Raw genomic sequence first — 14655 nt, 5'->3', positions numbered from 1 at the left:
TCCGCATAGTCAGCATTTCGGGGGACATCCGTGTCCCCCACTGGGTCCCCCCGCGCCGCGCGCGGCGCGTGCGGGGTCGCCGAGCGACGGCATGGCGCGGTGAAACGGGGGACAGCGGCGCGGATCGCCTCAACGGACCGAGCCGACCCAGCGGCCCGGCCCGACCTCGACCGGGCGGCGGATCGCGCCGCCGCTGCGCACCCACGCGTTGCGGCCGGGCGCGACCTCGTCGGCCTCGGGCACCTCGGCGTCGGCGGCGGCGAGCAGCACCGCGGTCACCGCGGCGGTCTCCTCGTCGGTCACCGAACGCGTCAGGATGCGCAGCTCAGCGGCGCGCGGGTCGCCGGCGGCGTCGTTCGCGGCCACGGCGGGATCTTCGTGTGCAGACATGGTCGCCGCCCTACAGCGGGATGTTCCCGTGCTTCTTCGCGGGCAGGCTCGCCCGCTTGGTGCGGAGCGCCCGCAACGCCTTCACGACGGCGACGCGGGTCGCGGCGGGCTCGATGACGCCGTCGAGCTCACCGCGCTCGGCCGCGAGGAACGGCGAGGCCACGTTGTACGTGTACTCGTTCGCGAGCTTCGTGCGCACGGCGGCCACGTCTTCACCGGCCTCCTCGGCGCGCTTGATCTCGCCGCGGTAGAGGATGTTCACGGCGCCCTGGCCGCCCATGACCGCGATCTCGGCCGTCGGCCAGGCGAGGTTGATGTCGGCGCCGAGCTGCTTCGAGCCCATGACGATGTAGGCGCCGCCGTACGCCTTCCGGGTGATGACGGTGACGAGCGGCACCGTCGCCTCGGCGTAGGCGTAGAGCAGCTTCGCGCCGCGGCGGATCACGCCCGTCCACTCCTGGTCGGTGCCGGGCAGGTAGCCGGGCACGTCGACGAGCGTGAGGATCGGGATGGAGAACGCGTCGCAGAAGCGCACGAACCGCGAGGCCTTCTCGCCGGCGGCGATGTTCAGCGTGCCGGCCATCTGCGAGGGCTGGTTCGCGATGATGCCGACCGTGCGGCCCTCGACGCGGGCGAAGCCGACGACGATGTTCGGGGCGTAGAGCGGCTGCACCTCGAGGAAGTCGCCGTGGTCGACGATGCCCTCGATGACGGTGTGCATGTCGTACGGCTGGTTCGGGGAGTCGGGGATGACCGTGTTCAGGCGCTTGTCGTCGTCGGTGATCTCGAGCTCGACCTCGGCGTCGTACACCGGGGCATCCGTCATGTTGTTGTCGGGGAGGAACGAGACGAGGGTGCGCGCGTAGTCGAGCGCGTCGGACTCGTCGCTCGCGAGGTAGTGCGCCACGCCAGAGACGGTGTTGTGGGTGAGCGCGCCGCCGAGCTCCTCCATGCCGACGTCCTCGCCCGTGACGGTCTTGATGACGTCGGGGCCGGTGACGAACATCTGGCTCGTCTTGTCGACCATGATGACGAAGTCGGTGAGCGCGGGGGAGTAGACCGCGCCGCCCGCGGCCGGGCCGCAGATGATCGAGATCTGCGGGATCACGCCGGAGGCCTGCGTGTTGCGGCGGAAGATCTCGCCGTACTTGCCGAGGGCGACGACGCCCTCCTGGATACGGGCGCCGCCCGAGTCGAGGATGCCGATGATGGGCACGCCCGTCTTCAGCGCGAGCTCCATGACCTTGATGATCTTCTCGCCCGCGACCTCGCCGAGCGAGCCGCCGAAGATCGTGAAGTCCTGCGAGTACACGGCGACCTGCCGGCCGTGGATCGTGCCGGTGCCCGTGACGACCGCGTCGCCGTAGGGGCGCTTCGCGTCCATGCCGAACGCGTGCGTGCGGTGGCGCACGAACTCGTCGAGCTCGACGAAGGAGCCCGGATCGAGGAGCTCGGCGATGCGCTCGCGCGCCGTCATCTTGCCCTTGGCATGCTGCTTCTCGATCGCCGCCTCACCCGACGCGGTCACCGCTTCGTGGTAGCGCAGCTTGAGGTCGGCCAGCTTGCCGGCGGTGGTGGAGAGGTCGGGGCCGTCAGTCGCTTCGGTCACGCCGTTCACTCTACCGGCGAGCATCCGGCCGACTTCGTTGACGGTTTCCTACAAATCCACTCGCGAGTTGGCCGACTTCGTACAAAGCCGTCCGTGGCTAGTGTGGTCGGCATGGAATGGGAGCGATCGCGCGCGGCCGTGCCGCGCTTCGAGTTCCTCGCCGAGGCGGGGTCGACGAACGACGAGCTGCGCGAGGCGGCCACCGGCGCGGATGCCCCGGGCTGGCCCCACGGCGCGGTCATCGTGACCGACAACCAGACGAAGGGGCGCGGCCGGCTCGGACGCACCTGGCTCGCCCCCACCGGCAAGACCCTCGCGATCTCGATGCTGCTCCGGCCCGAGCTGCCCGGCGGGCGGCCGTTCCCGGTCTCGGGCTACGGGTGGATCCCGCTCATCGCGGGCGCCGCGATGACCGAGGCCGTGCGCGGCGCGGTCGACGCGGCCGCCGCCGTCCGCGCGGCGGCCGACCCCGAGCACGACGACGAGGACCGGAGCGGCGTCGTCGACGTCGAGCTGAAGTGGCCGAACGACGTGCTCGTGTCGGGATACAAGATCTGCGGCATCCTCTCCGAGCTGCTGCAGGCGCCCGAGGGCGAGGCACCGGGCGCGGTCGTCGTCGGCGCCGGGCTCAACCTCACCCTCGACGAGCACGACCTGCCGACGCTCACCTCGACCTCGCTGCTGCTCGCCACCGGGGTCCGGCCCGACGGCGACGCGGTGCTCGCCGACTACCTCACGCGATTCATCGCCCTGTTCGACGACTTCTGCGCCGCGGGTGCCGACCCCGTGGCATCCGGGGTCGACCGCCGGGTCGCCGCGCTCTGCGGCACCCTCGGCAGCGAGGTGCGCGTCGAACTGCCGGGCGACCGCGAACTGCTCGGGCGCGCCGAACGCCTCGACGGCGACGGCCGGCTCGTCGTCATCGATCGGGAGAACGGCGAACCCTGGTCTGTCGCCGCGGGCGACGTGACGCACCTGCGGTATTAATGGGCGTATGACGAGAGCCGACGCGTCTGCCGCCGCGCCGACCGCACCGCCGGCCGAGCGCGTGGTCGCGAGGCTGCGACGCCATGCGCGCGTGCTCATCCTGCCGGTGATCGTGCTCGTCGCGGTCGCCGCGGGCACCGGGTACGCGCTGGGGTTCGTGGGCGAGCTCTGGCAGCTGCTCGCGCTCCTCGGGGGAGCGCTGCTCGTCGTCGTCCTCGCCTGCCTCCTGCCGTACCTGGCCTGGCTCACCGGCCGCACGACGATCACGACGCGGCGCATCATCATGCGCCGAGGCGTCTTCGTGCGCGTGCGCAACGAGGTCGTGCACGCCAGGGTCCGCGAGGTCAGCGTCCGCAAGACCCCGGGCCAGAGCCTCTTCGGCTCGGGCGACGTCCGGATCGACGTCGGCCAGGAGCGCCCCGTCGTCCTCCGCGACCTGCCGAAGCCGCAGCTCGTGCAGGCCGCGCTCCACGAGCTCATGGAGACCGCCCACGGTCCGGCGACGCGCGGGCCCGCCGCCGCGACCCTGCTCGACGGCGACACCGTCGCCTGGGGCGGGCGCTGACCGATCCCGGCGCCGACCGAACCGGACGCCCATCCCGACCCGGCCGCGGAACCCCGCCGGAGCGCGTAAAGTTGTCCGTCGGTTCTCGCACGCCCCCGAGTGCGAGCCGCGCGACGAGAGGTTCCCCTTTGGGCGACGAATGCATCCACGGTTTCGATGACGGCCTCTGCGCCACGTGCTTCCCCCCGAAGGAGCCCGAGCAGAAGGTCACGGCGACCGCACCGGTCCGCGGATCGACCCGCGGCAGCGCACGGACTGCCACGGCCTCCACGCGCACCGCCTCCTCGGGCGCCGGCCGCGCCGCACCGACGCTCACGGGCCGTCCCCTCACGGCGCCGCCCGTCGAGGTCGGCACGATCCGCATCTACCACGTCACGCACCTCGACAACCTCGGCCGCATCCTCGGCGCCGGGGCGATCCTCTCCGACGCGGGCGGGGCCAACCCCGCCGTCGACGTCGCGGCGCCCGCCGTCCGCGAGTTCCGCCGGCAGCAGTCCGTCCCCGGCGTCGACGCGACCCTCGCCGACTACGTGCCCTTCCTGCTCACGCCCGATGCGCTCGTCTGGGACGCCGTGCGCACCGCCAGCCCCGACCCGCGCCTCCGCGACGACGCCGTGCTCCGCCCTGCGGCCGACCACGTCATCCTCGTCGGATCGGTCGCCGCCGCCCGCGGCGCGCTCACCGAGCCCGGCGCCGTCATCGTCAGCGACACCGACGCGGCGCTGCCCGGCGCCGAGCTCGCGATCGAGTGGCCCGACGTCGAGCGGCTGCTGCGGCGCCTCGTGCACGCCGACGAGACCGCGCGCCTCCGCACGGCCGAGTTCCTCGCCCGCGGCGAGGTGCCGCTCGAGCGCATCGCGCTCATCGCCGTCGGCAACGACAAGGTGCGCGACCGGGTGCGGGCGGCACTCGCCGCGGTCGGCGTCCGCGCCAAGGTCGCGGTCTACCCGCCGTGGTTCCAGCCGGCCGAGATCGAGCTCGACGGAGACTGACCCGCTACGGTCGGCCGTGGTTCCAGGCTGCGCGATGCGAGATCGAGCTCGACGGAGACTGACCCGCTACGGTCGGCCCGCCTTCGTCGAGTGGGCGGGCCGGCGCGGGCGCGCGACCGCGTCGGGCTCCGGTGCGGATGCCTCGGCCACGACGTCCGCGGCATCCGCCGGCGCCGGGGCATCCGGCTCCTCGAAGAGGGTGCGCTGGGCCTCCTCGACGCGCGCGAGCGTCGAGAGGCCGTCGGCGCGATGGTGCCCGAACACCCAGTACCGGTACAGCACGAAGCGGAACGCCGTGCCGAGCCCGAGGCCGACGACGTTCGTGGCGATGTTGTCGGCGAGCAGCGTGGTGTAGCCGAGCAGGTGGTGGCTGACCCACAGGCAGGCGAGCGAGATCGCCATGCCGCCGAGCGAGACGATGACGTACTCGGCGAACTCGCGCAGGTAGTTGCGGCGCCGGTGCCTCCGGAAGGTCCAGTAGCGGTTGCCGAGCCAGTTGAACACGATCGCGACGCTCGTCGAGATCGTCTTCGCGCCGATCGCCGACTGCGCCCACGTGTCGTCGCCCGCGAGGCCGAGCCGGAGGGCGTTGAAGAGCGCCACGTCGATGACGAGCCCGATGAGGCCGACGACGCCGAACTTCACCGCGTACGCCAGGAGCCCGTGCCACAGGCGGGCGGCGACGTCGGCGATGCTGGTGGACACCGACACATCCTATTCCGCGCCGCCTAGACTGGACTGGGCGCCGTTCGGGCGCACGACGACGAATGGAGTGCACGGGGTGCGGGTCGGAGTGATCGGCGGCGGACAGCTGGCCCGAATGATGGTTCCCGCGGCGATCGAACTCGGAGTCGACCTCCGAGTGCTCGCCGAACACGACGGGATGGCGGCCGAGATCGCCGCGGAGCGTGTCGGCGACTACACCGACACGGCGACCGTGCTCGAGTTCGCGAAGACCGTCGACGTCGTGACCTTCGACCACGAGCACGTCCCCCAGGACGTGCTCCGGGCCATGGTCGACGCCGGCATCGCGGTGCACCCCGGCCCCGAGGCGCTGGCCGTCGCGCAGGACAAGCTCGTCATGCGGGAGCGGCTCTCCGAGCTCGGCCTCCCGGTGCCCGACTGGGCGCGCGTCGAGACGGCGGAGGAGCTCGACGAGTTCATCGCCGAGCACGGCGGCGCCGCGGTCGTGAAGACGCCGCGCGGCGGGTACGACGGCAAGGGCGTCCGCGTGGTGCGCAGCGCCGCCGAGGTCGCCGAATGGTTCACGACGATCGTCGAGGACGGCCGGCAGGGCGCGCTGCTCGTCGAGGAGCTCGTCGACTTCCGCCGAGAGCTCGCGCAGCTCGTCGCACGCCGACCGAGCGGCGAGATCGCGGCCTGGCCGGTCGTCGAGACGGTGCAGGTCGGAGGTGTCTGCAGCGAGGTCATCGCGCCAGCGCCCCGCTCGGCGGGCCGCCTCGCCGACGTCGCTGCCGAGGTCGCCATCACGATCGCCGAGGGGCTCGGCGTCACCGGGGTGCTCGCCGTCGAGCTCTTCGAGACCACCGACGACCGCATCCTCGTGAACGAGCTCGCCATGCGCCCGCACAACAGCGGCCACTGGTCGATGGACGGATCGACGACCGGGCAGTTCGAGCAGCACCTGCGCGCGGTCCTCGACCTGCCGCTCGGCGCCACCGGCAGCCACGGCGACTGGTCGGTCATGGTCAACGTGCTCGGCGGCCCGGCCGAGGGTGCGCTGACCGACCGCTACGCGGAGGCGCTCGCCGGTCACCCCACGGTCAAGGTGCACAACTACGGCAAGGCGCCCCGCCCCGGCCGGAAGATCGGCCACGTCACGGCGACGGGCGACGATCTGGACTCGGTCGTGTACGAGGCGCGCGCCGCGGCCGCGTTCTTCCAGGACTGATCCGGCCGACGGCGGCCCGTGCGGGTCGCGCCGCGGTGTCGTTGCGGGCATCTCCCAGCACGCGGCCGTACACTCGATCAAGTGACTGAGACGAACACCAGCCCCCTCGTGGGCGTCGTGATGGGTTCCGATTCCGACTGGAACGTCATGCGCGAGGCCTCCGCAGTGCTCGACGAGTTCGGCATCGCCCACGAGGTCGAGGTCGTCTCGGCGCACCGCACGCCCGAGAAGATGATCGCCTACGGCAAGGAGGCGGCCGCCCGCGGCCTGAAGGTCATCATCGCCGGCGCCGGCGGCGCAGCGCACCTGCCCGGCATGCTCGCCTCGGTCACGACGCTGCCCGTCATCGGCGTGCCCGTGCCGCTCGCGAAGCTCGACGGCCTCGACTCGCTGCTCTCGATCGTGCAGATGCCCGGCGGCATCCCCGTCGCGACCATGGCGATCGGCGGAGCGAAGAACGCCGGACTCTACGCCGCACGCGTGCTCGGGGCATCCGACCCCACGATCGCCGAAGCCCTCGACCGCTACGCGCGCGACCTCGCCGCGCTCGTCGAGGAGAAGAACGAACGGTTGAAGCAGTCGCGATGAGCCTCGCAGCAAGCCCCATCCGGTACCCGGATGTCGCCTCGCGCACCGTGATGACCCGTCGCGGCTGGTGGCTCGTCGTGCTCAACTTCCTCATCCCCGGGGCGCCGCAGGTGCTCGCCGGCAACCGGCGGCTCGGACGCTTCGGGCTGGGCGCGACCCTCGTGCTGTGGGTGCTCGCCGTGCTCGCCCTGCTGTCGTGGCTGTTCTGGCGCATCGCGCTGTTCACGATCGCCTCGACGCCGTGGACCCTGTGGCTCGTCGCCCTCGTGCTCGCCTTCTACGCCGTGCTGTGGGTGGTGCTCACGCTCGACACGCTGCGGCTCGTGCGGATCGTGAAGACCTCGCCGTCGGCGCGCGGCTGGATCGCGGGGCTCACCACGGTCGTCATGGTGCTGGTCTCGGGCACCGCGGCCTACGGCGCCTACCTCGCCACGACGACCGGCGGCGTGATCTCGTCGATGTTCGTCGCCGGCCCGACCGAGCCGCCCGACGAGAACGGGCGCTACAACATCCTGCTGCTCGGCGGCGACTCGGGTCCCGACCGCGAGGGAATGCGCCCCGACAGCATGTCGATCGTCTCGATCGACGCCGAGACCGGCTCGGCCGTCACGATCGGCCTGCCCCGCGACCTCGAGTACTTCCCGTTCCCCGAGGGTTCGCCGCTCGCCGAGGTCTACCCCGAGGGCTATGGCGCGATCGACGGCTGCGAGGTCGACGTCTGCCAGCTGAACTCGGTGTACACCGAGGTCGAGCTGAAGAGCCCCGAGATGTATCCGAACGCCGTCGCCGAGGGGTCCGAGCCCGGCATCGAGGGCGTGCGCGACGCGGCGTCCGGCATCACCGGACTCGACATCCAGTACTACGCGCTCATCGACATGCAGGGCTTCGAGGCCCTCATCAACGCGCTCGGCGGGGTGGACATCAACGTCGAGACCCGCATCCCGATCGGCGGCGACGAGGACAACAACGGCGTCGACGGCTGGATCGAGCCGGGCCAGCAGCACCTCAACGGCTATCACGCGCTCTGGTACGGCCGCGCGCGCTACGGCGTCGCCGGCGGCGACTACGAGCGGATGGCGCGTCAGCGGGTGCTGCAGGAGGCGATCCTGCGGCAGTTCACGCCGACCAACGTGCTCGCGAAGTTCCAGGAGGTCGCCTCGGCCGGTGCCGAGACCGTGAAGACCGACGTGCCGCAGTCGATGCTCGGCTACTTCGTCGGCCTCGCGATGAAGACCAAGGAGCTGCCGATGGGGCACGTCGAGCTGACGCCCGAGAACGGCATCGACCCGGCCGACCCCGACTACGAGTACATCCGCCAGCTCGTCGCCGAGGCGATCGCACCGCCCGCGACGGAGGAGCCGGCGGAGTAGTCGCGAGCGCGGTCGCGCCGGCGCGCACTGCGGTGCGCCGGCGCACGGCCGTGCGCGGGATGCAGGACGCGCGCCGTCGCCCGCGGCCCCGCTCGACGAGTCGCCGGCCCCGACCGCTCAGAGGTCGGCGTGCAGCTGCCAGACGCGTTCGGCCGAGTCGCGCCAGGTGAAGGCCTGCGCCCGGTCGGTTCCGGCGATCGAGAGGCGATCGGCGAGCGCTGAGTCCTCGACGACCGCGGTGATCGCCGCCGCGAGGCGCTCGGCGTAGCCCGCACCGCCGCCGACGGCGACGGCGCGCCCGGCCTCCGCGCCGACCTCGACGTATGCGGGGGTGTCGGAGTGGATCACGGGGACGCCCAGGCTGAACGCCTCGATGAGCGAGGTGCCCGAGCCCTCGTCGTGGCTCGGCGCGACGAACGCGGTGGCGCCCGAGAGCACCGTGGCGAGATCGGCGGGGTCGTCGAGCTCGAGCGCTCTGACCCGGCCGCGCGGGACCCCGGCCTCCTCGGCGACCGTCGCGAGATGCAGCTCGCCCCAGTTCTCGGGACCGAGCACGATGACCGGGATGTCGGGGGAGTCGGGGCGACCGAGTGCCTCGAGCAGGTCGACGACGCCGTTGCGCGGGTCGAGCGACCCGGCCGTGACGAGGTAGTCGCGCGGCAGCGCGAAGCGTGCCGCGCGGTCCGCGGCGTCGCGGGGGAGCTTCAGGCCGACGCGCGGGGCGGTGCCGATGACCCGCACCCGGTCGCCGAAGTCGGCGACCATCGCGAGCCGCTCCGCGAGGGCGTGCGTCGGCACCACGATCGCATCGGCGTGCTTGCGCGCGCGCTTCATCATGGCCTTGTTCCACGCGACCGTGGTCGTCGTGAGCGACTCGGGGTGGGTCCACGCGAGGAGGTCGTGCACGGTGACGACCGTCTGGTCGACCCCCGCAGCGGCGTCGTGCCGGCGCAGCGGCGCGAAGAGGCTCGGCGCGTGGATCATGCCGCCGCCCGGCGAGGTCGTGAGCCCGAACTGCCACGCGGCGACCAGCTCGCGTCGCGCGAGGCTCGACTTGTAGAGCCCGGACAGGCCCGGGAAGCGCTCGAGCACCAGCTCGTAGTCGCTCGGCAGCGACGACGAGACGACCCCCTCGACCTCGCACCCCGGAGGGGCGGTGTCGATGAGCCAGGTCGTGAGTGCCTGCGTGTAGCGGCCGAGCGCGCCGGGTACCGGTGCGACCACCTGGTCGACGATCATCCGAAGCGTCGTGGGCATGCCCCTCCTTCGAGTGTCGTACGGTCGAATCACCCAATCTATCGTCCGCTCCCCGAGAATCGGGCGTGAGGGCCGCCGCTGTGGAAAGCTCGCGGCCGGGGACAGGGCAAGATAGTGGGGAGCCTTCCCGAGAGTCCGGGGCGCCTTCCCGAGATCAGCGAGAGTCGATGAGTCCGTCACCAGTGCCACCGCGCGTCGTCGCCGTCGTCGTCGCCTACAACCGGGCGGAGCTCCTCGCCGAGGTCCTCGACGCGCTCGGCGCGCAGCGCGCAGCGCTCGCGAAGGTCGTCGTCGTCGACAACGCCTCCACGGATGCCTCGGCCGACGTCGCACGCGCCGCGGGCGACCTCGTCGATCTCGTCACCCTGCCGCGCAACACCGGCGGCGCCGGCGGCTTCGCCGCGGGCATGGCGGTCGCCCTCGCCGACCACGAGCCCGACTGGCTCTGGCTGATGGACGACGACACCGTGCCGACGGAGGGGGCGCTCGCCGAGCTCCTGAACGCCGTCGACGGCACCGACCACGTCGTGGCGGGGTCCCGTGTGGTCTGGCACGACGGCACCGAGCACCCGATGAACACCCCCCGCGAGAAGCCCTTCGTCGGCAAGGACGAGCGCGTCGCCGCGGCGCGCCGCGGCGGCATCCCGATTCGCAGCACCTCGTTCGTCTCGATGCTCGTGCGCGCCGACGTGGTGCGCGAGATCGGCCTGCCCATCGCCGACTACTTCATCTGGAACGACGACTTCGAGTACTCGACGCGGGCCCTGCGCGGGCGGCGCGGCCTGCACGTGCCCGCCTCCGTCGTCGTGCACAAGACGAAGGTGCTCGGCGCCACCGACGCCGACCCGGGGCCGCGCTTCTACTACGAGGTGCGCAACAAGCTGTGGATGTTCCGGCGATCGCAGAGCCTCGGCCCGTTCGAGAAGGCGGTGTACGGCGCGTCGAGCGTCCGTCGCTGGATCCGCACCTTCGCGCGCTCCGAGGATCGCACGGTGCTCCGCGACGGCTGGCGCCGGGGCTACCGCGACGGCACCCGCACCCGGCCGCGACCCAACGCGACGGCGCTCGCCGGCCTCGGTCGCGCGAGCGACGCCGTGGTGCAGGTGGAGCCTGCATGAGCGCGGACTTCTCGCTGCTCATGCCCGTCTACCGCGGCGACGACGCCGCGCACTTCGCCAAGGCGTTCACCTCGAGCGTCGGGGAGCAGTCCGTCAAGCCGTCGCAGGTCGTCCTCGTGCAGGACGGCCCGGTCGGCGACGAGCTCGCCGCCGCGATCGACCGGGTCGTCGACGCGAGCCCGGTACCCGTCACCCGGCATGTCATCGACGAGAACGTCGGACTCGCCCGTGCGCTCGACCTCGGGCTCGGCCTCTGCGAGCACGAGATCGTCGCCCGCATCGACGCCGACGACATCTCGCTGCCCGAGCGCTTCGCCCGCCAGCTCCCGGTCGTCGAGGGCGGCGTCGACCTGCTCGGCACCGGCATGTTCGAGTTCCTCGACGACGGCGGCGCCATCGTGGGCCGGCGCACCCCGCGCACCGGGCACGACGAGATCGCCCGCTACGCCCGCTTCCACGACCCGTTCAGCCACCCGACGGTCATGTACCGGCGGAGCGCGGTCGAACGGGCGGGCGGCTACCAGCCCCTCGGGCTGATGGAGGACTACTGGCTGTTCGCGAGGATGATCGACGCCGGGGCATCCGTCGAGAACCTCGTCGAACCGCTCGTGATGTACCGCGTCGGCGCGGGCGCCTACGCGCGCCGCGGCGGGAAGGCGCAGTGGCGCAGCGAGCTGCAGCTGCAGCGTGCCCTGCGGAGGATCCGCTTCACGAGCCGGTGGGAGTACCTGCGGAACGTGACCGTGCGGGGCGTCTACCGGTTCGTCCCCGAAGGGGTCCGGAAGGTCGCGTACCGCAAGCTGATCGCCGGCGGCGGGTCGATCGACTGAGCGGGGTCTCCCGCGCACCCGGCGAGGGGACCGGCCGGACCGCGGCATCCGATCCGCCCGCCGCTGCGAGACGTTCAGGAGCGGCCGTCTAGGATATCCGGGGACCCACGGACGGGGTTCCGGAGGAGTCGCAGTGAGTGTCATGGTCACCGGAGGTGCCGGGTACATCGGCGCCCACATCGTTCGGCTGCTGCAGGAGCGCGGAGATCGCGTCGTCGTCCTCGACGACCTGTCCTCCGGCGACGCCGGACGGATCGGCGATGCCGCGATCGAGCCGATCGACCTGGCCGCGCACGATGCGGTCGACGCGATCGCCGCGGCGATCGCCCGGCACGACGTCGAGGCCGTCTTCCACCTCGCTGCCAAGAAGAAGGTGCCCGAGTCGGTCGAGCAGCCGATCCGGTACTACCGGGAGAACGTGGGCGGCACGGCCAACCTGCTCGAGGCGATGGGCCGCGCGGGGGTCGAACGTCTCGTCTTCTCCTCGACCGCCGCGGTCTACGGCGAGCAGGCGGCGCCACTCGTCACCGAACGGTCGGCCGTCCATCCGATCAACCCGTACGGCGAGTCGAAGCTCGTCTCCGAATGGCTCATCGCCGACGTCGCACGGGCGACCCCGCTGCGCGCCACGAGCCTGCGGTACTTCAACGTCGCGGGCGCCGGATGGCCCGACCTCGGCGACCGAGCCGTCGCCAACCTGCTGACGATCGTGCTCGACCGCATCGAACGCGGCCTGACGCCGCAGGTCTACGGCACCGGCTTCGACACCGCGGACGGCACCGGCGTGCGCGACTACGTGCACGTGCTCGACCTCGCGCAGGCGCACCTCGTCGCACTCGACCGGCTGCACGCGGTCCCACCCGGGCACACCGTCTACAACGTCGGTCGCGGCGTCGGCACCTCGGTGATCGAGATACTCGACGAGGTCTCCGCCGCGCTCGGCAGGCCGGTCCCCGCCGAGGTCGTGGCTGCGCGTGCAGGCGACCCCGCCCACGTCGTCGCGGATGTCACGCGCATCGCCGACGAGCTCGGCTGGCGTGCGGGCCTCGGCCTCGATCAGATCGTGACCTCGGCCGTCGCCGCCCGGGCCGGTGCCGCGTGAACGCCGCCTGGATCGACCTCGTCCCCGCGCTCCTCGCCGCCGCCGGCTGGATCGTGCTCCCCGGCGTCGCGATGACGTACGCGCTCGGCGCTCGCGGGCTCGTCGCCTGGGGCATCGGTCCCGCCGCGTCGATCGGCGCGATCGCGAGCCTGGCCGTGCTGCTCGAGCGCGTCGGGCTGCCCTGGAACCCCTGGACCGTCGGCATCGCCCTCGTCGGCATCACGCTCCTCGTGGGCGTGCTGACGCGGGTGCTCCGTCGAGCGCCGAGCGCGCCGCCGCGCGACCACGGCGCCCGCCACGTCGTGATCGCCTGGGTCATCGCCGGCGTGACGTGCGCCGGCCTGTTCGCCTGGGCGCTCGTGCACCCGGCCGCGATCTCGCAGACGTTCGACAACGGCTTCCACATGAACGCCGTCCGCCACATCCTGGACACCGCCGACGGCTCGACCCTCACGCTCGCCGGTGTCATCGACAGTACGGGCGTGTATCCCGCGGCGTGGCACGACCTCGTCTCCCTCGTGGTCGCGACCACCGGGGCGTCGATCCCGGTCGGCGTGAACGCCACGAACCTGGTCGTGCTGGCACTGGTGTGGCCGGGCGCGGTGCTGCTGCTCTCACGAACGGTCTTCGGCGGCAACCTGGCCGCGACCTACAGCGCGGCGATCATCGCGTCGCTGCTCCCGTGGTTCCCGATGCTCATGCTGACGTTCGGGGTGCTGTACCCGTTCTTCCTCGCGCTCGCACTGCTGCCGATCGCGGTCGCCCTCCAGCTGTCGCTCCTCGGCGCGGGCAGCGCACTCGGCCTGAGTCGCCCCCGTCGCATCATCCTGCTCCTCGTCGTGTGGCTCGCCATCGCCCTGGCACAGCCGGCCATCGTCTTCGCGGCCATCGCCGTCACCGTCCCGGCGGCGATCGGCGTGGTCGTGCGACGTGCGTTCCGCTCGCCCGGGACGCCGCTGCGCCGACGGGTCGTGCTCGCCGTCGTCGCGTCGCTCGCGCTGGTGGCATTCGTGGTCGCCTGGGTCGTCGTCGGCCGGATGGGCCAGTACGCGCCGTGGGACCCGATCGTGGGCCCCCGTGCCGGGGCGCTGCAGGTCGCCCTGCACTTCAGGTACGGAGCCCCGGCCTCGATCGGCGTCGCGCTGCTCGCCGCACTGGGGCTCGTGTTCGCGCTCATCCGCCGTCGTCGCCTCGCGCTGGTCGGGATGTGGGCGACGGGTGCAGTGCTCTACTACGTCGCCGACGCCATCCAGCACCCGCTCGTGCGCGACTCGCTGCTCGGGCTGTTCTACAAGGACCCGCCGCGACTCGCCGCCGTGTTCGCAGTGACCTGCATCCCGCTCGCGAGCTACGGCGCCGTGACCGTCTGGCGGTTCGTCCGGAGCCGCGTCGCCAAGCCGCACGTGCGGGTGCTCATCGCCGTCGTGGCGCTGGCGTCGCTCGTCGCCGTGCAGGTGCCGGCGATGGGCACGGCACGGAACTCCGCCGAGCGCGCATTCCGCATGACCGAGGACGCGCCGATCCTCACGAACTCCGAGCGGCGCCTCATCGAGCGGCTCCCGGAGCACACCGGACTCGAAGGCACCCTGGTGGGGAACCCGTGGACGGGAACGAACCTGGCGTACGCACTCGCCGATCAGCGGGTGCTCAACCCGCACTTCAACTCTCCCAAGTCGCCCGAGCAGCTTCTCGTGAACGCCCGACTGCGCGATGCGGCGAGCGACCCCGCCGTCTGCGACGCCGTGCGCGATCTCGACGTTCGATGGGCACTCGACTTCGGCGACTTCATCAGGAACGACGAGAAGAAGCTCACCGTCGACAGCCGGGTCGGCATGGAGGGCCTGCTCGATCTCGACACCGCACCGGGCTTCGAGGAGGTCGACCGCGAGGGCGACCTCGTGCTCTACCGGATCACCGCCTGCGACTGAGCAGAAG

The 14655-nt window shown here is 72.2% G+C and carries 14 protein-coding genes; 10 read left to right on the top strand and 4 right to left on the bottom strand.

Features of this window, described 5'->3' with window-relative positions; genetic code table 11:
• Positions 1-129: 129 nt before the first annotated feature.
• Positions 130-390: an acyl-CoA carboxylase epsilon subunit gene (locus ACFVAJ_RS01905; protein ID WP_376941104.1), complete on the bottom strand. Its 261-nt coding sequence runs from the start codon at positions 388-390 to the stop codon at positions 130-132.
• A 10-nt stretch (positions 391-400) separates the two neighbouring features.
• A complete protein-coding gene (locus tag ACFVAJ_RS01900; RefSeq protein ID WP_246191988.1) occupies positions 401-1999 on the bottom strand; it encodes an acyl-CoA carboxylase subunit beta in 1599 nt (532 codons plus the stop codon).
• A gap of 111 nt (positions 2000-2110) precedes the next feature.
• Here ACFVAJ_RS01900 and ACFVAJ_RS01895 point away from each other — a divergent pair, with 111 nt between their 5' ends.
• The 3 genes from ACFVAJ_RS01895 (at position 2111) to ACFVAJ_RS01885 (ending at position 4543) form a co-directional block, all read left to right on the top strand.
• Positions 2111-2986 (top strand): biotin--[acetyl-CoA-carboxylase] ligase, encoded by an 876-nt coding sequence (locus ACFVAJ_RS01895; RefSeq protein WP_376941103.1) that lies wholly within the window; start codon positions 2111-2113, stop codon positions 2984-2986.
• Between the two features lie 7 nt (positions 2987-2993).
• Positions 2994-3551 carry a PH domain-containing protein gene (locus ACFVAJ_RS01890; protein WP_376941102.1) on the top strand — a complete coding sequence of 186 codons (558 nt, stop codon included), beginning with the start codon at positions 2994-2996 and terminating at the stop codon, positions 3549-3551.
• A gap of 128 nt (positions 3552-3679) precedes the next feature.
• Positions 3680-4543: a DarT ssDNA thymidine ADP-ribosyltransferase family protein gene (locus tag ACFVAJ_RS01885; protein WP_376941101.1), complete on the top strand. Its 864-nt coding sequence runs from the start codon at positions 3680-3682 to the stop codon at positions 4541-4543.
• A 66-nt stretch (positions 4544-4609) separates the two neighbouring features.
• Here the strand turns inward: ACFVAJ_RS01885 and ACFVAJ_RS01880 are convergent, their stop codons facing one another.
• Complete coding sequence (locus tag ACFVAJ_RS01880; protein WP_376941100.1) at positions 4610-5248, bottom strand: GtrA family protein; 639 nt, start codon at positions 5246-5248, stop codon at positions 4610-4612.
• Positions 5249-5336: 88 nt separating this feature from the next.
• On the opposite strand from ACFVAJ_RS01880, the gene ACFVAJ_RS01875 reads away from it, so the two are divergent.
• The 3 genes from ACFVAJ_RS01875 to ACFVAJ_RS01865 all read left to right on the top strand — a co-directional run bounded on the left by ACFVAJ_RS01875 (position 5337) and on the right by ACFVAJ_RS01865 (position 8413).
• On the top strand, positions 5337-6455 hold the full coding sequence (locus ACFVAJ_RS01875) for a 5-(carboxyamino)imidazole ribonucleotide synthase (RefSeq protein WP_376942458.1): 1119 nt from the start codon (positions 5337-5339) through the stop codon (positions 6453-6455).
• Positions 6456-6575: 120 nt separating this feature from the next.
• Positions 6576-7043 (top strand): 5-(carboxyamino)imidazole ribonucleotide mutase, encoded by a 468-nt coding sequence (gene purE, locus ACFVAJ_RS01870; RefSeq protein WP_376942456.1) that lies wholly within the window; start codon positions 6576-6578, stop codon positions 7041-7043.
• Positions 7040-8413 (top strand): LCP family protein, encoded by a 1374-nt coding sequence (locus ACFVAJ_RS01865; protein ID WP_376941099.1) that lies wholly within the window; start codon positions 7040-7042, stop codon positions 8411-8413. Before purE ends, ACFVAJ_RS01865 begins: the two co-directional genes overlap by 4 nt.
• 117 nt (positions 8414-8530) lie before the next feature.
• Here ACFVAJ_RS01865 and ACFVAJ_RS01860 read toward each other — a convergent pair whose 3' ends face one another.
• Positions 8531-9670: a glycosyltransferase family 4 protein gene (locus ACFVAJ_RS01860; RefSeq protein WP_376941098.1), complete on the bottom strand. Its 1140-nt coding sequence runs from the start codon at positions 9668-9670 to the stop codon at positions 8531-8533.
• 167 nt (positions 9671-9837) lie between these two features.
• Here ACFVAJ_RS01860 and ACFVAJ_RS01855 point away from each other — a divergent pair, with 167 nt between their 5' ends.
• The 4 genes from ACFVAJ_RS01855 to ACFVAJ_RS01840 all read left to right on the top strand — a co-directional run bounded on the left by ACFVAJ_RS01855 (position 9838) and on the right by ACFVAJ_RS01840 (position 14648).
• On the top strand, positions 9838-10788 hold the full coding sequence (locus tag ACFVAJ_RS01855) for a glycosyltransferase (RefSeq protein ID WP_376941097.1): 951 nt from the start codon (positions 9838-9840) through the stop codon (positions 10786-10788).
• Positions 10785-11618: a glycosyltransferase gene (locus tag ACFVAJ_RS01850; RefSeq protein ID WP_376941096.1), complete on the top strand. Its 834-nt coding sequence runs from the start codon at positions 10785-10787 to the stop codon at positions 11616-11618. The genes ACFVAJ_RS01855 and ACFVAJ_RS01850 overlap by 4 nt, the downstream gene beginning before the upstream one ends.
• A gap of 133 nt (positions 11619-11751) precedes the next feature.
• Positions 11752-12720: a UDP-glucose 4-epimerase GalE gene (gene galE / locus ACFVAJ_RS01845; RefSeq protein WP_376941095.1), complete on the top strand. Its 969-nt coding sequence runs from the start codon at positions 11752-11754 to the stop codon at positions 12718-12720.
• Positions 12717-14648, top strand: coding sequence for a DUF6541 family protein (locus ACFVAJ_RS01840; RefSeq protein WP_376941094.1), 1932 nt, complete (start codon positions 12717-12719; stop codon positions 14646-14648). The genes galE and ACFVAJ_RS01840 overlap by 4 nt, the downstream gene beginning before the upstream one ends.
• The last annotated feature ends 7 nt before the right edge of the window (positions 14649-14655 follow it).

This window comes from Agromyces sp. NPDC057679, assembly GCF_042799635.1.
GTDB lineage: Bacteria > Actinomycetota > Actinomycetes > Actinomycetales > Microbacteriaceae > Agromyces.
Note: the sequence above shows the minus strand (reverse complement) of the source record. Positions and strands in the feature narration are given on the sequence as shown.